Here is a 20,754-nt window from a genome sequence, read left to right as displayed (position 1 = left end):
CGTGAGGCGGCGCATCTGGTGTCGCGGCATGACGCTGTCCGGTTGAAGGGATACCACACGGCGAAAACCGGCAAGAGCATCGCCATTGCGATCGGCTTGGGCGAGAGCGACCGATAGATTGTTCAACACAAGCGGATTGTCGGGGGACGCTTTGGCAGCGAATTCAAAACATCTGATCGCCTCGTTCGTTTCCCCCTGTTTGAGGAGTAGCGCGCCCTTGCCGAGAAGAGCAACCAGATGATCCGGCTCGATGCGAAGCATGTCGTTCCAATAGGTGATCGCGGCGTTCGTATCCCCCCTCGAGGTCGCAATACCCGCCAGCAACGGCAAAATATCCGGCACGCGATATCGATGCTGCAGCACTTCAAGATAATAATGCTCGGCGCGTTCGATTTCGCCCGATGCATGAAACTTCATGGCCAGACTCAACGACTCGCGCGCCTCGACGAGCGCCTGAACTTCGCCCTCTGCCTTCATTGAATGCCCCCAGCTAGCCTGTTTAAGGTCTCTCTGCCGCTACGTTCGGGCTGATCGCTTTGTTACAAGGGTTCGACAAAAAAGATGGGCGCCGCCCCAAGCCGATAGATGGAGATGCGGACTGTAGCCTTTCATCGACGCCAAACACTTGCCATGGGGGCTCGCATTCATGGCAAATCCCGTCTCGAACCATGGTATGGCGATCCCAATCGGGGATGGCGGGTCTCAGCGCACGAACCGCGACATCAGAGAGTTGAGGCCCGAGAGCAAACCGATAGCGACAACCGCAAAAATCACATAGCGCAGTTCTTCGAACGGGGTACCATCAAGGTAGTCCAGGCCATATTCCCAGATGATGACAATGGCGACGGCGGCCAATACTGCGAGCAAAAGACCAAGCAAATGGCGCCAAGGGTTGCGCGCGTGGCCTGTCATGCGCGAACTCCATCGGCAAAGCGCTCGACCTTGAAGATCAAAAGATCGTCGCGTCGCTCGATCGTTCCTTCAAGGACCACCGGCACGCTTGTCTTGTCGAGCAACCCCTTCGGCATGGGGCCGCCGTCCTTTGCCGCCAACAGGAAGAAGATATGCCCGTCGACGGGTGCAGTCGAAACGAAAACAGGCGGGACGCCGCCCGAAATGCAGAGATTGGCGCAGGCCTTGTGTGCAAGTCCTTTTCCCGGCTTCATGGCCCCGCCGCTGCATTTCCCGTCGCAAATCTCACCCGTAAGCCGCCATCGCCCGAGATCTTGTGGTGGCGAGACGGCTGGCAGCACCGAACGCTGCACTCTCGCTGTCTTCAAGTCGTCCCCACCGCCGACCAACAGCATCTCCAGATCCCCGCGCTTGACGAAGATACCGCCGACCTCAACTGCCTTGCCGGAAAGTGGCAGAGCGCGGTCGTCGACACCGAATTTTCCGGAGCCTCCGAGCATGATGGCACGGGCGGGTTGCGCTCCGTTCCCCGGCACTCGCAGGATCGGATATGGCGCCACCTCCATCCTGCCGATGAGATGTTCGCCGTGTAGTTCATCCGCATAGCTTCCAGCCCCGGGACTTTCCGTGCTGAGAGACAGGAACACGGAAGCTGATGCCATTCCGGTGATGAAGAAAACGACGAAACCGATCATCAATGCCTTGACGTCAGCCGGCACCTTTTTGAAATAGCCGACAAAAAAGCCGCGTTCGGCGGGTTTCAGCATCATGCGCCTCCTTGCTTTGCAGGCGTTGCAGAAGCTGCAAGCAATTCTCCGGGGATGGGAAACGGTTCGAGTTTCGTGCCAAGCGGCAGGGGTTCGGGATCGACAAGCACGGTCGATCCCTTCAATTGCACGCGATATTTGCGGATGCGCTCTCGGAACGGCGGCGGCGAGCAGCCATCCTCGGGGCGATACTGGTAGCCGTGCCATGGACATGTGATGAAGCCGAGCACGACTTTGCCCTCGCCAACCGGTCCGTTTTGGTGCGAGCAGACGTTCGACACAGCCGATAGACCACCCTTGGAACGAAATATCGCAATGCGCTCCCCGCCTGGAGCAGCGCCGATAATTGCCCTGCCCTCGGCAATCTCGGAGAGATCACCGACAACGATCCAGGGCTCTTCAGCGGCCTCTGCGCAAGCAGCGTCGTCGATTGATGTTTCACGGCGCCCGGCAATCAGATGCAGGGTGCAGAGCATCAACAGGCCACCGAGTGCCAAGAAGCCGAGGGCAAGATCGCGACGATCAAGCAATGCTCCAAGCGCCACATGCATAATGATGGCGGCATAGGCGAAATAGACGCTCATATGGATCGCCTTCCACAAAGGAGGCGTCAGAAAAGAGAGCCAGAAGTCGTGGCTGGTCACGGCAAGAACGGCCAGGATAATCAATGCGAAGACGCCGAAAAGCTCAAAGGGGAAGCCGACGACACTGGTGAAGCTGGTATTGCTGGTCAAAAGTGCCGTCAACGGCGGCGTCGGACTGAAGGAAAAATACCATCCGAGCACGTAATAGGCATGCGTCATCGCGATAATGGCGGTCATCACGCCGAAGTGGCGTCTGTTATAGAGCAAAGGGAGAAAACGCGTATCGATGCGAGATAGCGGACCTATCGCAAGCACGATGGTCAGCATCAGTAATGCCAGCGAGCCGAAGGCGCGCATGCGCTGCGTTGGCAGATCGACGTCGCGCAGCGCAGACGAAAGCATTGGTCCGGCTTTAAGGAAAAGCAATATGTAGACGGCAACGCCGGCCAATAGGACACCGTCGTAGATCATCTTCGTCCGGTTCCAGATGACCGGCTTGTAGGATACGCTCACGGCTGCGCTCCTTGTGAGGCCGCGCCATCCAGGCGAACCGCCGGCGCATCGGCCGGCAGCTTCGGAGCGCTGGCGAAGACGACGCCAAGCAGCAGCGGCAAGGCAATCGCCAGGCCGGTCCAGATCACCGCATGAGCGCGACGATGTTGGCGCCGCATGCTATTCTCCTTCCTTCGTCAAGCGCAGCCACCGCCAGATAACGAGCGGCCACAGGAGAACAAGGCCGGGGACCAGCAGAGGCCTCACGGCATAGGCGTCATGGGCGCCGGGATCGACCTTGTCGAAACCGAAGAGCAGGAACGCGATTGCAACAGCGACACCAATGCCGGCCCATGACATCAGCGCTGCGGCGACTGGACCCGACGGATCGAACATGTCAGCCTCACACGCGTCCGGTCGCCGGTATGGCAGCACCGGTGACGATGCCTGCGGCCGGTGAGATGAGAAAGCCTATGAGCTTGGCAATATCGGCCGGCTGGACCCAGCCGTCCGTCTTCGCATTGGGCATCGCCGCGCGGTTTTGTGGCGTGTCGATCGTCCCGGGAAGAATGCAGTTGGCGGTGATGCGCTTGTCGCGGTTTTCGGCAGCGATCGCTTCCGTCAACCGGATCACAGCTCCTTTCGACGCGGCATAGGCCGCCTGGTTGGCTCCTGCCTTCAATCCCGGCGCAGCGGCGATGTGCACGATGCGACCGTAGCCCACCTCCTGCATCGGCTTCAGTACCGCTGCGCTGATGACATAGGCAGTACGGGCATTCATCTGGAACATATGGTCCCATTGATCGAGCCCCGTCTCTCCCACGGGACCGGTCTGAAAACCACCGACCGTATTGACGAGTGCGTCTATTCGACCGAACGCATTGAGTGCCCGTCGAACGGCCTCCTGACAAGAGGATAGGTCTGTCAGATCTATCCCGCCGAGCTCCAGAAAACTTGTACCCTCCCCGGCTGGCGGACTTGTCTTGGCAACGAGATTTCGCTCGACCGAAACGATCTTCGCGCTGGTTGCCAGCAACTCCCTGACAACGGCGTTGCCAAGATTGCCGGAGGCACCTGTCACCATCACAACGAGTTCATTCCCTGCAGTCTCTTGCATAGCAATCCCCTCTGAGCAGCGGACCAGAACGATCATCATACTCGATACGCTTCCACGGGGCATTTCGTTACATACGTTGAAAACATTTCCGGTGGCCGACCGAAGAGCATGGCAAATTTTGCTGCCTCAGGAAAAAATCGCCCGCCGATGTAACGAACCCAGGCATGCAACCGTAAAGGCCTTTGTTGGAGCCACGCTTCGGATTTCGAAAATCTGGATGGCGATCCCTCCTCAAGGAGCAGATTCATGAAACGCGATGCATACGACCTCGTCACCAGCACAGACAGCACGGAGGCACACCGAGCATTTGAGAATGCCGTATTCGGAATTGCGGCGCACAGGCCGAATACCGCTGCGGCATTGCAGGCAACGCTTGCGGCTGATCCGGATCATGTCGCGGCGCATGCCTTAAAAGGCTTTGCAAACCTCATACTGGCGCGATCCGAGCTCACCGCGGTTGCCAGCGCCACGCTCCAAGACGCGCAAACAGCTTTGATCAGAAAGAGTGGCGGCACATCGGATGAAAGGATTCTTGTGATTGCGCTGGAAGCCGCTGCCAACGGCCTTTTCTCGACGGCGGCCGAATTGCTGGATGACGGCTTCACGGATCGCCCGGCAACGTTTCTGCCCTTCAAGCTGGCACAGGCACTCCGATTCATGACCGGCGATGCTGCCGGAATGCTGGTAGCAAGCACCCGTGCCGTGGGTCGCATCGATACGGAAGCAAACTCCGCAGGCTTCATTCTCGGTTGTCATGCCTTTGCTCTGGAGGAACATGGCCGCTATGCCGAAGCGCTGGAGGCTGGCCAGCGCGCCGTCGCGCTCCAGCCCGACGATTCCTGGGGCCTTCATGCCGTTTCGCATGTCTTCGAAATGCGGGGTGATACAAAGGAGGGGATCGACTGGCTCGAGGGCAGCCGCAGGGCATGGTCGCGCTGCAACAATTTCTCGTTCCACATGGCCTGGCACCTCGGCCTGCTGCATCTTGAGCGCGGCAATCACGAGCGGGTGCTTGAGCTCTATGACGACGAGGTTCGTCCGCAGCAGACCGATGACTTCCGCGACATGGCCAATGCGGTTTCTCTGCTATGGCGCCTCGAGCAATCGGGTGTCCATGTCGGCAATCGCTGGATGGATGTTGCAGAGATCGCCTACCGAAGGAGAAACGACACCACCCTGATTTTCGCCGCCCTCCACAATCTGGCGGCCATGGTTGCGGTTGGCGATCGGGCGGGCGTGGCCGAACTTGTCGCCGAGATCGACGCCAAGGCATTGGGCATGGACGAGCAGGCCCAGATCGCAGCGGAGATCGGTGTGCCGATGGCGCGTGTGCTTGCAGGCCTCGACGCACCCGCCGATCAACGCATGATCGACCGCATGGTTGCCAATCTCCCGAAGATCGGCGGCAGCAATGCCCAGCGCGATTTTTTCGTCCTCGCTTTGGCCAAGGCCGTGGGAGCCGGTGGCGACAATGCGGCCGTGACACGCATCGGCCAGATTCGGCAGCAGCTGAAGGCTGACGACCAGCTCTTCAAATCCATCGAACGTTCGGTCGGCATGCGACTGTCGGCCTGAGATCAACCCGTCAAACAAGGAACATCACCATGTCCATGATGGAAATGCACAAGACCAGCGTCTTCCCCGAAATTCAGCCCTCGCTTGCACGCACGATCGTATTGTCCGGCCTTGCGGCCGACATTACCTGGGAAATCTGGGCTCGCTTGATTACACCGCTTTGGGTCGGTGGGCCATTGCAGCCGGCGGCGCTCATCCAGTCGGTCTTCGGCTTCGACAACCTGCTGCTGGCCGAAGCCATTCATGCTATCGTCGGCATCATCTTCTATCCGATCGGCTATCTCTTCATCGCCCGACCGCTCCAGCGGTTGATCTTCCCGAAGCTGCCTCTGCTGTTGACCGGTATCGGCTTTGGAACCGGGCTGTGGGTGTTTGCTCTTTACGTGATGGCGCATCTGATTGCCGGCCTGCCGGCTTTCCTCGGCTTCATCACCCTGACCTGGGCTTCGCTCATCGGCCACATCTTCTTCGGCACCGTCGTCGCGTTCGTTGTCCGCTCAATGGAGCGCTGAAAGTGCCGTGAAGAAGGCCTGCCCGGTTCCCCTCACCATCCGCCGGGCAGGCCGCTTGCCTCAACAACAACTCGTATCATCAGGTCCCTTTTCAATGTCCGAACCTCAAGCCCTTAACCGCGTCGCGGATATCGTCGCGAGAACGCTGCATGGATATCAGGTGCGGAACGCCTTTGGGGTTCCAGGCGGCGAAGTTGTGACGCTCATCGACGCGCTGCAGGCGGCAGGCATCGCCTTCCATCTTGCTCGCCACGAGACATCGGCCGCCATAATGGCTTCGGGCGCAAGCACGATCAGCGGGAATCCAGAACTGCTGGTGACGACCGTCGGTCCCGGACTTGCGAATGCGGTCAACGGCATCGCCGACGCCGCGCAAGAGCGCATTCCTCTCATCGTCGTTTCCGGCGTTGTCGACCGGGCGACGCGCGGCCGCTACACCCATCAGGTGATCGATCATGCCCAGTTGCTGCGACCGCTCGTCAAGGCATCGTTCGAAATCGAGCCGGAAAGCGCTGCTTCCACCGTGGCGCGAGCCCTGGCGATCGCGATGAGAGAGCCGATGGGGCCTGTGCATCTCGATCTGTCGCCGGCGGTCGCGGCTGCATCGAGCCCCACCACGATGGCCCCTGTGCCGCCAACCGTTTTCACGGTCGATGCCACTATCGCGGACGCGGGCGTCCGCCACCTGTCGGAGCGCATCCGCGCCGCCGAGCGGCCGTTGATCATCGCGGGCCTCGAAGCGGTACGCAGCGATGCCGGCCCGGCCCTGCAACGTCTTGCCGAGACAATCGGTGCACCCGTCATCACCACCTACAAGGCCAAGGGCATCATCCCCGAAGACCACCCTCTTTCGCTTGGCGGTGCCGGCCTTTCGCCGATGGCCGACCGTATCCTGCTACCCCTCGCCCATAAGGCGGATCTGGTGCTGATGATTGGCTACGATCCGATCGAGATGCGTCTCGGCTGGCTCGATTTCGTTGCCGACCAGACGAAGCTGGTGGATATCTCCAACACCGCTCCCGATCACGCGATGCACCATGCCGGCACATGGCTTTCGGCCGATCCGCGACGCATGTTGCTGGCGCTCAACAGTCTGCTTACCGAGCAGAGGAGCTGGAGAGGTGATGAGCCGGCTGAAGCCAAGGCCAGGCTCGAAGGCATCTTTTCGGGCAAGGACGCATGGGGACCTCATGCCATTATCGATCATCTGAACAAGGTGGCAGGTGTCGACGGACTGGTCACAGTTGACAGCGGCGCGCATCGCATCCTGCTCTCGCAAAAATGGATCGCGGCGAAACCGTTCACCCTGCTGCAATCGGCAGGCTTCTGCACCATGAATGCGGCTCTGCCATTGGCGATCGGCGCCAAGGTGGCAGATCCCTCGCGACGCGTCTTTGCGGTCATGGGTGACGGCGGCCTCGAAATGGGCATCGGCGAACTTGCGACCGTTCGCGATCTCGGCCTGCCATTGACCATCGTTCTATTCCAGGACCGCAGCCTTGCCCTGATAGCCTTGAAACAGGCGTCTGCCGGCCTGGCTTCAGCCGGAGTTACCCTCGGCGAAACCGATTTTGCCGCCATCGCCCGCGGTTTTGGCGGCTACGGCGCCAATGTGGAGACCATCAATGACTTTCGCAACGAGCTTGAGAGCGCCAGAGCACGTCCGGGCTTCAGTCTCATCGCCTGCAGGTTCGATGCAAGCGCCTACGACGACGCCTTCTAATAGCGAGCCGGCCATATTGTCGGCTGCGCAAAAGACGAAGCGTCCCCGCGATCCGCGCCTTGATTTCTTCCGTGGCGTCGGCATGCTCATCATTCTGCTGGCGCACATCCCAGACGACGGCTGGGCATTGTGGATCCCTGCCCGCTTCGGCTTTTCCGACGCCACGGAGATGTTCGTCTTTCAATCAGGCATGGCCTCTGCCATAGCCTTTGGCGCAACATATGATCGAAATGGCGCCATTGCCCTGATTGCGCGTGTCGCGCAGCGCGTCTGGCAGATCTTTTGGGCGCATATCGCCGTCTTCATCGTGGTAGCCGCGATCATGGTGGTCGCCGGGACGCGCTATGACGGTGTCACCTATGTCGACAGCCTGAACCTTGTACCTTTCATGAAGGATCCGGGACATCTGCTTGTCGGCTTGCTGACGCTGACCTACGTACCGAACTATTTCGATATCCTTCCGATGTATATCGTCATCCTGGCGCTGATGCCGTTGATGATCTTTGTTTCGAGAGTCCATCGCCACCTGCCATTTGCCCTGATGATCGCTGTGTGGCTTGCCACGCAGTTTGGCCTGACGCAGCTGCCGGCCGAACCATGGTCGGATCGCCCCTGGTTCTTCGATCCGTTCGGCTGGCAACTCCTGTTTTTCACCGGTTTCTTCCTGATGCGTGGCACCCTGCCTGCACCGGGCTACGATCGCCGCCTGATGGCGTTGGCCATTGTTGTGGTGATTGTGACAGTGCCCTTTGCCTGGGTCCGTTTCCAGGAGGTTCATCCTTTTTTTCAGATGGCTGCGGATCGGATCGCTCCGCTAACGGACAAGACAGATTTCGGCCTGCTGCGCTTCGCTCACTTCATGACGCTCTGCTATATCGCCGTCCATCTGGTCGGCGAAAAGGGATCGCGGCTGCGCGGCCCGGTCGTTCGCGTCCTGACCGTCGTCGGCCAGCAATCCCTGGCCGTCTTCATAACGGGCATGGTGATCGCCCAGCCGATCGGCATTGCGCTCGACCATGCCGGCCGCACGACCTCGGCGGAGGTGGCCGGCAATCTGTTCGGCTTCGCCATCCTTATCGGCACCGCCTATCTGGTGCGCTGGTTCAAAACGTCTCCATGGAAATCGTAAGACAATGATATCAGATCATGAAAAACCAGGGAGTCTCGAAGGCCTGCGTATCCTCGATCTCTCGCGCATCCTTGCCGGGCCCACGGCGACGCAGCTTCTCGCCGATCTCGGTGCTGATGTCATCAAGGTCGAACGCCCCCGCGCCGGAGACGACACGCGCGGCTGGGGGCCGCCCTTCGTGATGAATGCCGACGGAAGCGACAGCGATCTCAGCGCCTATTTTCTTTCGGCCAACCGCAACAAACGGTCGATCGCGATCGATCTTGCAAGCGACGACGGCGTTACCCTCATCAAGAGGCTCGCCGCCATCTCAGACGTCGTCATCGAAAACTACAAGCCCGGCGACCTTGCCCGACGCGGCCTCGGCTATGACGACATCAGGAAGGTCAAGCCTGACATCGTCTGGTGCGCGATTTCCGGCTTCGGGCAAACCGGTCCCTATGCCGATCGTACCGGCTACGACTTCCTGATTCAGGCCATGGGCGGCATCATGAGCATCACCGGCGACAACGACGCCAATGGCGGACGGCCGGTCAAGGTGGGCCTTGGCATCGCGGATGTCATGTGCGGCATGTATGCAACCGTCGGCATCCTCGCGGCCCTTCGCCATCGCGATCGTAGCGGCGAAGGCCAATATATCGATCTGGCGCTTTACGACGCCCAGGTCGCATGGCTTATCAATGCCGCAACCAATCACCTCGTGTCGGGCAAGACCCCTGGACGGATCGGCAACCGGCATCCGAACATCGCCCCCTACCAGACGTTTGCCACGGCGGACGGAGAGATCGCGATCGCGGTTGGGAACGATCAGCAATTCGCACGCTTTTGCGGGGTTATCGAAACGCCGGAACTCATCGACGACGAACGCTTCGTCCGCAACCGCGACAGGGTGCTGAACATCGACACATTGGATCGGCTTGTGACCGAGGCACTGAAGGCGGATACGGCGGAGAACTGGGAACGGCGCCTCATCGCCGCCGAAATTCCGGCCGGCCGCGTCGCGACGATCGATCAGGTCGTCTCCAACCCGCATACGCTGGCGCGGGAGATGGTTGTCAACATGCAGACGGAGGACGGGCAGGCCTTGCGGCTTCTCGGAAACCCTCTGAAGATGTCGGCGACGCCAGTACGCTTTGACCGGGCGCCGCCGCATGTCGACCAGGACCGAGACGATGTTTTGCAGCTGCTGCACGACATCGAGACGAGGGCAGGATCCTAGAAAACTCCGGAAAGATACCCTTCAGTCCTGCCGCACACCGTTCCGTCAGGCCGCGCGAGCCTGCTTGATCGCGTCGCGGAGCTGATCCTTGCTGAGCACGCCGGACGCGATAGCCCTGCCTACGACAAATGACGGAGTGCCACGGAAGTTGAGAGCAAGCGCCTGATTGTAATTGCGGGTCAGGAGATCGGAGATCTTCTTGTCGTTCTGCCGTACCGCATCGGCGATCTTGGAAACATCGAGGCCCGCGGATGTCAGTGTCTTTTTGACGTCGTCTTCGCTAAGAGCGGCAGGTGTCGCCATTAATGCCTCCATGGCCTTTTCATAGGCGCCGATCTCGTTTGCTCCGAGAACCGCTTGCGCGGCAAAAACCGAAGCGTCGCCGAAAACCGGCCAATCCTTCATGATCAGGCGCACATTGCCATCTTCGGCAACGACGGATTTGACGTCCGGATGGGTCTTCTTGCAGTAGGGGCACTGGTAGTCGAAAAATTCAACGACAGTCACGTCGCCCTTGGGATTGCCGAGAACCGGGGCATCGGGGTCATGGAAAACCTCATTCTGCGTCAGTTGCTGAGCAAGGCCCGGCCGGGAGGCCAGAACGGCCGCAGCAGCGCCACCCGTTGCTGCCATGAGAAAATATCTGCGATTGAGCATGTTGGTTTTCCTATCCTTGAATTTCACGCCAGCTTGCAGGCTTACGTGCCAGTGCTTGCGGCAGTGGCCGCTTTCAAAACATCATCCGCACCGAATTCGCCGATGAGCCGCCCGTCGACGGTCTCCTGACGATCCGGACGGAAGAAAATCATCGTCGGTGGCCCGACGACATTCAGTTCACGCATCAATTCGCGCTGGTCCGGGCCGATATTGGTCAGATCCACCTTGAACGTCTTGAGCGGCGCCAGCGCGTCGGCGACCTCCGGCTTCGAGAAGACATTGCGATCGATCGAGCGGCAGCTGACGCACCAGTCGGCGGTAAAATAGACCAGGCTCGCCTTGCCGCTGGACCTGGCATCATCGAGCTGGCGGCCAAGTTCCGATGTTGAGGCAAGCAGGGTCATTCGCGTCTCGGGATCGGCACGCGCAACGGTTTGGTTGGCACCGAAGCCGGCCAGCGGACGCAAGGGATCGACGGAACCGGCGGCGAGGCCGACAATCAGTATCACGGCGTAAACGGCGGCCAGCAGCCCCAGCGACTGCAGGCCCATGCGCAGCGGTGTCGTGCGGCTCTTGGTAACGTCAAAGGCGCCAAGGAAAACCGCCACGGCCATGGCCCAGACGGCCCAGAGGCCGAGCGGCAGCCAATCCGGAAGCACAGGCTCAGCCATCCAGATCGCAAAGCCGAAGAACACGAACCCGAACACGTGCTTGACCGAAGCCATCCACGCTCCGGCTCGTGGCAATGCCTGCCCGCCCACCGTACCGAAAATGACAAGCGGTATGCCCTTGCCGAGACCGAGCGCGAACAGGAGCGCGGCTCCAAGAAGCACATCCCCGGTGCGGGCGACATAGAGCAGCGCTCCGGCAAGCGGAGCCGTCACACAGGGGCCGATGATGAAGGCCGAAGAAAATCCAAGTGCGGCGGCCGAACCGATCGAGCCACCACGGCCCTTGCCGACCCCGCTCAGACGTGCCACCCAGGCCGAGGGCAGCTGCAGTTCGAACAGGCCGAACATGGAAAGCGCCAGCACCGCAAATATCAGCGCCACTGCCGCGACCGTCAGCGGCGATTGCAGGGCGATCTGCAGGTTTTCTCCCGTCCAGGCGGCGGCGGCCCCAAAAATCGCAAAGGCCGATGCGAGCGCTACTGCATAGCTGAGCGACAGGATGAAACCGCGCCGTGCGTCCAATGCCTCTCCCTGACGCGCAAGCGCGGCGGCCAGGATCGGATAGAGCGGAAAAACGCATGGGGTGAATGCCAGCAGGATGCCAAAGCCGACAAAGGCCGCAAGCAGAAGCGGCACGCCCCCTCGCGACAGGAAGCCATCAACGACATCGGCACCACCTGCCGGTGTGGCAGATGATGGCACTGGGTTCACGGACACCACCGCCGGCTTGGTGTCGGTTGCAGCAGCCTTCGACCACGCTGACTGTCCGCCTGTCGGCAGGGAAAAAGCCGGCGCTTCGGAGACTGCAAGTGTTTGCGGATCGATGATGCGCCGGGCGGGAGGATAGCACAGACCATGCTCCTGACACCCCCGATAGGTCACCGTCACCGGGGAAGTGGCGGGGCCGAGGTCGGCGTCGACACTGCCGAAATAGACTTCCGACTTTCCGAAAGTGGGATCATCCTTTTCAACGCCCGGCGGCGTGGATAGCAGAACCACGGCGCCGTCTGCGGTATTGGCCGAGAGATGTTCCCGATAGAGATAATATCCGGGCGGCATCTGCCAGTGCAGGCGGATCGATCCGGATGCAGCGCGCTCCACGGAAAACCGGAACGCATCGTTCATCGCGAGCGGCGTCTCTGCCGCAACCACCTGGCTGGCAAGGAAAATGAAAAGCAAGATGGTGGAGAAGAAGCGCATGCCATTCCTATGGTAGATGTGAACTGACGGCCGAGGCAGCGTCATGCGACGCTGCGCGTCGGCTGCCCCATGTAGCGGGCCATCGTGCGAAGCAGCCCATCGGCATCGGTTGCCTCCGCGTCAAGGAGATCGACAAGCGCCATGATAACCTCGCGACGATCCCAGCCAACGGCCACCGCTTGATCAATGAGCGCATTGAGGTCAATCACGACCGATCGCTGACAATCGCGAAGACGACCTGGATATTGATGGGTCGAATATGGTGCGGGAATCATGGCTTGCCGCCTTAAACGATACTAGCTGATATTGCGCCTGCCCGCTCGGCGCGGGCAGACAGTGCTTGACGAAATCGGGCCGTCACGGAGAAGGCTGCGCCTTCACCGTTGCCCAGTTCGCATTCGCCTTCTTGATGTAGCCGCCGATATCCGAACGCCAAGTTTTTGCGACGTCGTCGTTATAGTTCAGATAGAGCTTGTCGTCGACAATGGTGAAAGTCTGGGGTTCTGTCGGAGCCTTGTGTCCTTCGGCGGTTCCAAAGGCACAATAGCCACCATATTGTGGTGCATAACGCTCCGGATTGCTCGCAAATACGTCGCGGTGCGCCGCCGAAGCGAAGTGGAAGGTTGTGCCTTTGTAGGTGGTCGCAAACTTGTCGGATCCCTTTACCGGCTTGTGGTCGGTGAAATAGGCGACGGCATCGTAGCCATTGATCGCGACGCCGTTGGTCGCGTAAATCTCGTTGGCGAAAGCGACGGAGGCCACAGACAATGCGAGCGCGGCAGCCCCGGCGAGAGGCAGAAAACGCCGGATGGATAGGTTCATGGTCTTTCCTCTGCAGTTGAGATGAACGCCCTCTTTACGCGGGCGGCCAGGGGGACGTTACATCTCCCATCGTTCACGACTTCGTGCATGTTCCACCGGCTCATTGCGCGCACATCGCCAGAGCGATCTTCGACTCCAGTTCCTCGATCCTGCGATCCTTTTCGGCAGTTTCGCGCATCAGCTGGTCGATGCGCGTATCGACGGCCCGGGAAATTTCCCAAAAGGTCACGACAAAAATTACCGGTATCGTGGCTGCAATATTGTGATGAGGTCGACCAGACGCCCCCCAATGTTGCGCCGGATCTTCGGCCGTTACACGCCCCCAGAGCTTGAGCGCGCGACCGGCGCTCACCTCGCAATGAACCGCCACCTCGACTGCCGTCGCCGGCCGTCCGGCCGCATGACGAAACGCTGCGGCTTCCGCGTGAAGCCGGAAGGTCGAGGGGCCGGTCACATGGGGCAGCATGGCAACGCCCCTGTTGACTTCGAAAACGATGCCGGGGCGCATTCGGGTATAGTCGATCGCAACTTCGTGATGGGCCTGAACCAGATGAGCGATGCTCGGCGTGATTGCCTGGCCCCATACGGCGGCGCCTGCATCAAAGTGATGAACAATAGAGTGGCCAATATTCGGACATACGACGGTCTGCAGCATGACGATGTTCCTCTGCAAGGGGTTGAGCACCGCGCCTGGCTCGATCAAGCCGATCACAAGGCGTTGCTACCGAACAATTCGCAGGCTGGCGGCAAGTTGTTACAGAGTGCATTCGAATAATCCGCGCCGATCGGGTCACTTGGAAAAGCCGACGGCCGTCAAACCGGCATCCAGCATGTCGGCGCGCGCCTCATGACCACCGTTATGGATGCACATGATGCTATCACCGCGAATGCAGTCGGGGACGTCATCGCAGCGAATGCCATCCAGCGTCACCGATTTGGCGTTCTTCGCATCACACCGGGCGCGCTCGCGCATCAACGCCATGCTGTCGTAGGCATTGCCTTGGTGAAATTCCTTGCCGATCGCCCGTCCGGCCAGTGGAAAGGTTTGATCGGCGGTTCCGTGAAAATGGACGATCGGAGGCAAGTCGGCGATACAGTCTTCAGGTTTCGGAAGCGGATTCCAGAAAACGCCGGAGAAGGTCACCATCGCGGCAGCCTTCTCCCCCTGCTGGCATGAGGTGTACCAAGCCATCGAGGCGCCGATCGAGAAGCCACCGATGACGGTCTTTTCCGGTGTGAAGCCATAGCGGCTCTTGAGATCATCAAACACTTCCGCGATGAAGGTTTTTTCGTCACGCCCGGAGCGGGCGCTATGGGGAAAAGACCAGCTTCCATCGATGCCGTCGACCGCGACATAGGCAAGGTGATGCGCAAGCGTCGTCTCCACCAGGGGACGCTGCTGCATCTGCAGTGCAGCCGAGCTCTTGAATCCGTGAAAAAAGACATAGACGCCACGAATATCGCCATCCTTGGGCAGCTCAATTCGATAATTCCCTTCCTTGACGGAACAGACCACGCTACCCCCGCAGGAAACGGCGGACGACGCGACCGAAGGGACGGCGACTGCAAACAAGAAAACTGCAAGAAGACAGGATCGCATGGGCAGGCTCTCGGGAATTCAATGACAAGCCTGCCTAGAGCCTTCTCGGATCGCAGGCAATTTCACGAAAGATCAATTCAACGCGAGTGGTTCCTCTGCAGATCAATAAATCGCGAGGCTTCGGGAAGCGGCGATTTTCCGCGCTTCGACTGGTTTGTGCAAATCGGCTTGCGATGAAGCCTTTTGGTCTTGAAAGGAATCGAACTCGCGGCCCACAAGGTCAGTTGACACCAAAGTGCTGATTATATGTGATAATGTCCTTTATCATGCATATGGAGGGATCATGGATTTCGCGACTTTGATGGGGCCGGCAGTTGTCGCCGCTGGCGTATCCGGCGTCATCACTGTGGTCGGTATGCTGATCACCAAGTCCACCACCATCGGTGTTCATCGTGAGAAGATCCAGGCGGATCAGGAACTCGCTCGGCAGAAATTTGACTACGACAAGCAGCAGGCCATTTTTAAACGCCGATTCGAACTGGCGGAGCAAATTCTGACCGATGCCTATAAGTTCCGATCGCTGATGAACTACGTCCGCAACGGCGCCGCATTCGGGAACGAGGGATCGACCCGCCAGGCTGCGGAGCAAGAGTCGGATAATCTGAAGCACAGACGTGACGTGTATTTCGTTCCGTTGGAGCGATTGATCCGAGAAAACGACTTTCTCGGCGCGATGTTCGCCCGTAGCGATGCGAGCCAAGCGCATTTTGGCCCAAACGCCAAGGAAGCATATGCGTTGATGCAACAATCGGTAACCCGGGTCCGGGTTGCTTCCTCGATGCTGGTCGAAAAGACGAACGAGTACGCAACTATGGATGCCAAGCTTATACGGAAGCTCGAATGTGACATTTGGGCCGGTATGGCTGAGGTGGAGGATGACGGCAAAGATAGGATCACCGCTGACATTGAAACGGCGGTTGCCCTGATCGAGGAAATCTGTGGCCCGGTTTTGAAATGGTTAGGCTAGGTAGTGGCCGCCCGCGCACTCCCACATGAATCCGGTAGCGTTTCCAAGCTTCGTCTCGTTGAAATACTGCTCAAGTGGAACGGCCGTTTGGGAAAATTCGTCAAGAGTGGTCATTGCGGCGCATTCCTGGAACCGTCGCAGGGCACCTACCTGTAGGATCGAAGGAAACGTCGATTGGTACGCAAAGCGCGCTGGCGAACGCATATCATCGGGGACTCCGGAGTTCTCCTTCGTCTGGGACCAGAAGTCGGGCACGATCGTATCGGAGAGCGGAAAGGTCAGCGAGACGGATACCGAACCGAGAATCGTGGCTCCAAAGACTGGGGGAACTGGTGGTTGTGAAGGCACTAATCGACCATCCGGTAGCGGATTGGGTCTACAGGCGAGCCAATGAGAGGCTCACGGGCAGGGCCTTGGCGTGCGCTGTGAACGCCAGGAATCACCTCGTCAGGGCGCAGCGGATCGCTGATGCGGAAATATCCCGGACCATCGCCTACTTTTGCGTGACGCACGCGACCGAAGAGGCGGTGGCCTGCGTCATCGCGGCAGCAAAGGAAAATGGCTACAAGTCATTGGCAGGAAGGGTAAATATCCGAGACCGCGCGCAGAAGGCCGTGGTCGCTTCTTACGCTCAAATCATCGCCGATCATGCTGAGGAGCTCGGGCTTTCCGTTGCGCTCAATCCTGCAACCGACGACGTCCTCGTGAAGGCCCGATCAGATGAAAAGGAAGTCGGCTATCCGCTAGGCCTTCGACTGTTTTCCTTCAACGAAGATGGTCAGAACCCGTCTTCCGATGCAGCTCACGATGCCTTTGTCAGCAGGTTCCCGGATGTCGAGACTATGGTGGACTACGTTCAAAAGCGCGCAAGCTTCCGCGATAACGCTCTTTATGCACGTGACGGAGGTGCTCCAGACCTCAGCCCCGAGCAATTGAACATCGGCCTTCGAGAGCACACGCTGCTGACCCTCAGTCTGATCTGGGCGGCGATGGATGTCACCACCCACAAAGAGCCAGAGCCGTTCGTCGTCCAGATCCTCGGCGCAATCTCGGCAGTTATCGACGTCGTCAGGCCCCCGAAGGTCTGCAAACACTGTGGGAAATAATGTCAGGCACCGTAAATCACCACTTCATTCCGCAATTCTACCTGAGGGGATTCAGCGACGCGGTAGACAAACGGAAGTCCCAGGTTTTCGTTTTCGACCAATCGACGAAGAAGTCATTCCGAACACTGGTCAGAAACATCGGAGCTCGCCGGAATTTCTTCCGGATCGATGTCGAGGGGTTCGATCCCAATCACGTCGAAGACGGCATGGCCGAGGTCGAGGGCGAGATCGCGCCGCTGTTGGACGAAGTTATTGCGACGAAGAGCTTTCCCTCCGACCACCATTTCTCTTCTCTGATGCTGCTGATGGGGAACGTGGCTGTTCGGAACCCTCGCTTCCGGTCGATGATCGAAGACCTTCACATAAAGCTGGCTAACGGCATGATGCGGATGACGATCCAGGACAAAGTTCACTATCACGACTCAATCCGAGCGGCTCGCGAGCAGGGCGCGCCGATCCGCGATGACATCAGTTACGACGATATGAAGTCCTTCATCGAGAGTGGGGAATACAAAATCGCAATCGATCAGACCTATCTAATCAAGTTGGAGCTCGACGCGGTTCCGACGGTCGTTGAGCAGCTGGCCGGTAGGAGCTGGTCGTTCGCGTCGGCTGCGCCAGGCACAACCTTCATCACTTGCGACGATCCTGTAGTTCTAGCCTGGGCTGACGAAAAAAACAGGGGGCCATACTCGCCAGGATTTGGACTGGCGGGCACGATCGCCATATTCCCGATCGCGCCAGAGCTCGCACTAATCGGGCTTTTCATGAAGCAGCCACCGAACCGGAACTTCCGACGAGACCAGGTTTCCGACATAAATACGAGCATAGCAAAGAATGCGACTAAGCAGCTCTATGCCCGTGATGGCGAATTCGAGATCAACACATGGGCAGGGTACTACACTCGCGGGATGGATCTGCCTACCGTCTTGGGGCGGCGGGCGAAGGCAAAGGACAAGTAGGATGGAAAAGAACCTTGAGCTGAAATTTGGCGACGACATCGTTGGTGCTGTCGGAAACTGGGGTGAGAAAGCGCTTGCCCCGGTGGCGATCGTTGGCGGCAACCATGTGGAGCGCTGCAAGGCCAACAGAGGGACTTTCAAGGAAAATGACATCAAGTTGACGGAGGCCCACGCCTTCGCCTGCAGCGCATTCATGAACCTCGTATCGAGGAACGCCGGGAAGAAGATTCCCGAGGACGTCAACACCAGCCAGCAGATCAATCTTCTGTCGCATTTCATGCAGGGAATACATCTCTGCGAAGAAGCGATCGTCGAGGGGCTCTACGTCCAAGCCGCGACCCTTCTGCGCCAAGAGCATGAGATCATCTCAGCCGTCCAGGAGCTGGGGATCGGTTGCCGCAAAGACGGGAAAACGCCGCACGCGACGGTCGGCGTGTTGAAAAATATGGGCAAGGTCTACGGCGATCTCAGCGGCGCGGCTCACGTATCCCAGTCTCAACTGCTCCACGACATCGTCGAGATGGAGCGGGGAGAGCTACGGGGACCATCAGCTTTTCCGATTTATCACCGGGACCTCGCGCGAAATCTCTATTCGCTACATGTCTGCTACATCGCGCTTATGGGCAGGCTGACGGCCGAGATCCATGATGCCATCGGACTCGGCGGGGCCTCGAACGACGAAGAAAAGATGATGGTGCTGGCTATCGCCACACTTCACGAGGAAGGTCTCATCGAAATCGAAGAGGCCCCCTTGGACAAGTCGATCGCGGAGCCGGAAAAGGCAGCTAATTAAGTAGGTTCATCGATCGGAACTACCACGCCGTCTGGTCGACGACCAGCTTCTGGCATTCCGTCTACAGCTTGCCGGGCAGATACAGGAGACCCTAATATTGCTTTCCGAGACCCCTACGGCTCTTTGATCGGGTCGATATCCGGTGAGCCGGTGGCGCAGAAGAGCCTCTTGTATCTCCCGATCGGCGGCGTCTTGTCAGGGGCCTATATCAACAAAGCAGCGGAGATCGGATTGAATGAATGACCTAGAGAACCAGCTTCCCCGGATATTTCAGTGCAACCTCCATCGGTTCTATCAGCGTGTTATCGCGCCGGTGCTCGAAAATCTGCCGGAACCAGTGCTCCGGGAATTCGTGGCTGCAAACTCAATCAACGAGAATCTCAATCTCATGGCGGCCCAAGTCGATGCTCATACACACAATGAAGCTGCCAAGGCATTCGTCTTGGCGCTCGCCGGCCTATTCGAAAGGCAACTGCGCCATTGGGCACTCCATCTCCTCGCGCCACTGCATCCACGCGAGATTTACGAAGGTGATTTCGCCAAGCTGCTGGACCGGTGTCTTGAAGTCAAGAAAGTGGATGGTAGTAGAGACGAGATGCGAAAGGATCTGGTGCAAGCCTACCTTGTCGCGAATGTGGTCCGCCACGGTGACGGACGGACAAGCAAGAATTTGCGCGAAATCGCGCCGGAACTCTGGGTCTATGAGCGCAGCGAATATGTCGACATCAATGCCGGACCGTCGCCCGACAGTGAACAAATCCGCATCCGCTCCCGGGACGTAGAGCGCTACGTTCATGCCGGTGTACGCTTCTGGGGGCGCGTCGATCCGCTGCCAATGGCTGTAACCGATCCGCCGCTCTAGATGATCGCGACGATCATGGCGGTTCGCCCCTAGCCGCCCTCTCCTAGATCGATGGTTACGGTGATCGCCGCGGCAATTGGGGCGGAGCGTCCATATAACAAGCCGCGCAAGTTTGGGTCGGTGAGGTCCTCAAACATTCGGCCTTGCCTGCATCGCAGCACCTCGTCTGCGATGAAGCGCTCAAGTCGCCATCCCAACGTTGAACGGGCATCTGCAGGATCGACTGGCGAGGTAGCGGTAATATTATCGACAGACGGCGAGCGCCCCTCGTCAAGGCTCCGCAGAATGGCGTGGACGTCTTCGGAGGGCATAACCCGAAAACCGATCTCGTTCGTACTCATTGGGAGCCGCCCGTTCAATACCGGATAGGTGGTTTGAAACGGGAGGGTCAGCGGATTATAAAATCCGTAATAGACGGGAATTCCGCGTAGTTCAAAATATTCATCGATATGATCGATCTGTCGGTGGCCCGCCTGCGTGGCCTGGTAGACGGACGTATTGTCGAAACCGAAAATGCGCTGACTCGAAATAGGCACCGATTGGTCGGTCCGATCGGCAAGTCGCCCGATGCCGATCCGATAATCCGATTCATCGACCGGAACGACCGCTATTTCGCGGGAGTAAAGCCGCTTTGTTTGGAGCAGTGCGACCTTGCGGGCGATTAAGTGGCCGCGCCGTCGCAACAGAACGAAGAATGCGATATCGGCGATCTCCCAACGTCCGTGCATCCATCTCGCTCCGAGCCAATGGGATTCCAACGAAACGCCGACCTGTTCTTCCGCAAAGAATGCAGGTGCCGATGCTGTGAGTTCCATAATCAGAATATGATCCAGCGACTCCTCGTGCATGGACGGGTGCGCCGACATGGTGGTTGAGACTTTCTCATTCGCTGCGCCGAATACAGAGCGTACATAGTCGATAACAACGTCTGGAATTGCATCAAACGGTGATGCCATGTCTCTTCATCTCCTCACAGCCGTGCCAATTTAGATTTGACCTGCCTACTCCCGCTCAAAAACATACCAAAATCGCGGTCTAATTCCATGCTTGTCTCTTGTCTTCTTCTAGCGCGTCACTAAAATCA

Annotated in this window: 24 protein-coding genes; 10 read left to right on the top strand and 14 right to left on the bottom strand. The window is 58.8% G+C overall.

The features are described 5' to 3' along the window. The 7 genes from A6U86_RS18750 to A6U86_RS18725 all read right to left on the bottom strand — a co-directional run. Positions 1–477: tetratricopeptide repeat protein (locus A6U86_RS18750; protein ID WP_141683743.1), on the bottom strand; the 477-nt coding region annotated here is incomplete at its 3' end. Positions 478–702: 225 nt separating this feature from the next. After that, on the bottom strand, positions 703–912 hold the full coding sequence (locus A6U86_RS18745) for a hypothetical protein (protein WP_068394236.1): 210 nt from the start codon (positions 910–912) through the stop codon (positions 703–705). After that, a complete protein-coding gene (locus A6U86_RS18740) occupies positions 909–1,679 on the bottom strand; it encodes a hypothetical protein (protein ID WP_068394264.1) in 771 nt (256 codons plus the stop codon). Before A6U86_RS18740 ends, A6U86_RS18745 begins: the two co-directional genes overlap by 4 nt. Beyond that, positions 1,679–2,776: a Rieske 2Fe-2S domain-containing protein gene (locus A6U86_RS18735; RefSeq protein ID WP_068394235.1), complete on the bottom strand. Its 1,098-nt coding sequence runs from the start codon at positions 2,774–2,776 to the stop codon at positions 1,679–1,681. The genes A6U86_RS18740 and A6U86_RS18735 overlap by 1 nt, the downstream gene beginning before the upstream one ends. Further along, positions 2,773–2,934, bottom strand: a complete 162-nt coding sequence (locus tag A6U86_RS35660) for a hypothetical protein (protein ID WP_169055417.1) — start codon at positions 2,932–2,934, stop codon at positions 2,773–2,775. Before A6U86_RS35660 ends, A6U86_RS18735 begins: the two co-directional genes overlap by 4 nt. Position 2,935: 1 nt before the next feature. Further along, a complete protein-coding gene (locus tag A6U86_RS18730; RefSeq protein ID WP_068394233.1) occupies positions 2,936–3,151 on the bottom strand; it encodes a hypothetical protein in 216 nt (71 codons plus the stop codon). Positions 3,152–3,158: 7 nt separating this feature from the next. Beyond that, positions 3,159–3,872, bottom strand: coding sequence for an SDR family NAD(P)-dependent oxidoreductase (locus A6U86_RS18725; protein WP_068394262.1), 714 nt, complete (start codon positions 3,870–3,872; stop codon positions 3,159–3,161). Between the two features lie 246 nt (positions 3,873–4,118). Here A6U86_RS18725 and A6U86_RS18720 point away from each other — a divergent pair, with 246 nt between their 5' ends. The 5 genes from A6U86_RS18720 to A6U86_RS18700 all read left to right on the top strand — a co-directional run bounded on the left by A6U86_RS18720 (position 4,119) and on the right by A6U86_RS18700 (position 10,030). Continuing rightward, on the top strand, positions 4,119–5,447 hold the full coding sequence (locus A6U86_RS18720; RefSeq protein WP_068394231.1) for a tetratricopeptide repeat protein: 1,329 nt from the start codon (positions 4,119–4,121) through the stop codon (positions 5,445–5,447). A 29-nt stretch (positions 5,448–5,476) separates the two neighbouring features. Continuing rightward, complete coding sequence (locus A6U86_RS18715) at positions 5,477–5,959, top strand: hypothetical protein (RefSeq protein WP_068394230.1); 483 nt, start codon at positions 5,477–5,479, stop codon at positions 5,957–5,959. A 94-nt stretch (positions 5,960–6,053) separates the two neighbouring features. Then, positions 6,054–7,682: a thiamine pyrophosphate-binding protein gene (locus tag A6U86_RS18710; protein ID WP_068394228.1), complete on the top strand. Its 1,629-nt coding sequence runs from the start codon at positions 6,054–6,056 to the stop codon at positions 7,680–7,682. Then, positions 7,654–8,811 carry an OpgC family protein gene (locus A6U86_RS18705; protein WP_068394227.1) on the top strand — a complete coding sequence of 386 codons (1,158 nt, stop codon included), beginning with the start codon at positions 7,654–7,656 and terminating at the stop codon, positions 8,809–8,811. The genes A6U86_RS18710 and A6U86_RS18705 overlap by 29 nt, the downstream gene beginning before the upstream one ends. A 4-nt stretch (positions 8,812–8,815) precedes the next feature. Continuing rightward, positions 8,816–10,030 carry a CaiB/BaiF CoA-transferase family protein gene (locus tag A6U86_RS18700; protein WP_244510001.1) on the top strand — a complete coding sequence of 405 codons (1,215 nt, stop codon included), beginning with the start codon at positions 8,816–8,818 and terminating at the stop codon, positions 10,028–10,030. Between the two features lie 45 nt (positions 10,031–10,075). Here the strand turns inward: A6U86_RS18700 and A6U86_RS18695 are convergent, their stop codons facing one another. The 6 genes from A6U86_RS18695 to A6U86_RS18670 form a co-directional block, all read right to left on the bottom strand. Beyond that, the gene (locus A6U86_RS18695; protein ID WP_068394225.1) at positions 10,076–10,687 is read right to left on the bottom strand and encodes a DsbA family protein; all 612 of its coding nucleotides are present in this window, start codon (positions 10,685–10,687) and stop codon (positions 10,076–10,078) included. A 41-nt stretch (positions 10,688–10,728) separates the two neighbouring features. Continuing rightward, positions 10,729–12,558: a protein-disulfide reductase DsbD gene (gene dsbD, locus A6U86_RS18690; RefSeq protein ID WP_068394223.1), complete on the bottom strand. Its 1,830-nt coding sequence runs from the start codon at positions 12,556–12,558 to the stop codon at positions 10,729–10,731. Between the two features lie 41 nt (positions 12,559–12,599). Next, complete coding sequence (locus tag A6U86_RS18685; RefSeq protein WP_068394221.1) at positions 12,600–12,833, bottom strand: hypothetical protein; 234 nt, start codon at positions 12,831–12,833, stop codon at positions 12,600–12,602. Positions 12,834–12,915: 82 nt separating this feature from the next. Beyond that, positions 12,916–13,380, bottom strand: coding sequence for a YHS domain-containing (seleno)protein (locus A6U86_RS18680; protein ID WP_068394220.1), 465 nt, complete (start codon positions 13,378–13,380; stop codon positions 12,916–12,918). Positions 13,381–13,480: 100 nt separating this feature from the next. Next, a complete protein-coding gene (locus A6U86_RS18675) occupies positions 13,481–14,035 on the bottom strand; it encodes a hypothetical protein (protein ID WP_068394258.1) in 555 nt (184 codons plus the stop codon). A gap of 135 nt (positions 14,036–14,170) precedes the next feature. Continuing rightward, positions 14,171–14,785, bottom strand: coding sequence for a dienelactone hydrolase family protein (locus A6U86_RS18670; protein WP_244510000.1), 615 nt, complete (start codon positions 14,783–14,785; stop codon positions 14,171–14,173). Positions 14,786–15,263: 478 nt separating this feature from the next. Between A6U86_RS18670 and A6U86_RS18665 the strand changes: the two genes are divergently transcribed. From A6U86_RS18665 to A6U86_RS18640, 5 genes are all read left to right on the top strand, one after another. Next, positions 15,264–15,947 carry a hypothetical protein gene (locus A6U86_RS18665; RefSeq protein ID WP_068394217.1) on the top strand — a complete coding sequence of 228 codons (684 nt, stop codon included), beginning with the start codon at positions 15,264–15,266 and terminating at the stop codon, positions 15,945–15,947. Between the two features lie 425 nt (positions 15,948–16,372). Continuing rightward, positions 16,373–17,053, top strand: a complete 681-nt coding sequence (locus A6U86_RS18655) for a hypothetical protein (protein WP_141683741.1) — start codon at positions 16,373–16,375, stop codon at positions 17,051–17,053. Beyond that, positions 17,053–18,015: a DUF4238 domain-containing protein gene (locus A6U86_RS18650; protein WP_068394212.1), complete on the top strand. Its 963-nt coding sequence runs from the start codon at positions 17,053–17,055 to the stop codon at positions 18,013–18,015. The genes A6U86_RS18655 and A6U86_RS18650 overlap by 1 nt, the downstream gene beginning before the upstream one ends. 1 nt (position 18,016) lies before the next feature. Continuing rightward, complete coding sequence (locus A6U86_RS18645; protein ID WP_244509999.1) at positions 18,017–18,808, top strand: hypothetical protein; 792 nt, start codon at positions 18,017–18,019, stop codon at positions 18,806–18,808. Positions 18,809–19,043: 235 nt separating this feature from the next. Further along, positions 19,044–19,670 (top strand): hypothetical protein, encoded by a 627-nt coding sequence (locus A6U86_RS18640; RefSeq protein WP_068394210.1) that lies wholly within the window; start codon positions 19,044–19,046, stop codon positions 19,668–19,670. Positions 19,671–19,699: 29 nt separating this feature from the next. Here the strand turns inward: A6U86_RS18640 and A6U86_RS18635 are convergent, their stop codons facing one another. Next, entirely contained in the window at positions 19,700–20,626 is a 927-nt protein-coding gene (locus A6U86_RS18635) for a hypothetical protein (protein ID WP_068394209.1), read from the bottom strand. Between the last annotated feature and the right edge of the window lie 128 nt (positions 20,627–20,754).

The sequence above is a fragment of the Rhizobium sp. AC27/96 genome, assembly GCF_001692325.1.
Classification (GTDB): domain Bacteria; phylum Pseudomonadota; class Alphaproteobacteria; order Rhizobiales; family Rhizobiaceae; genus Rhizobium.
The sequence above is the reverse complement of the archived record's forward strand: the minus strand, read 5'-3'. Positions and strand labels throughout refer to the sequence as shown.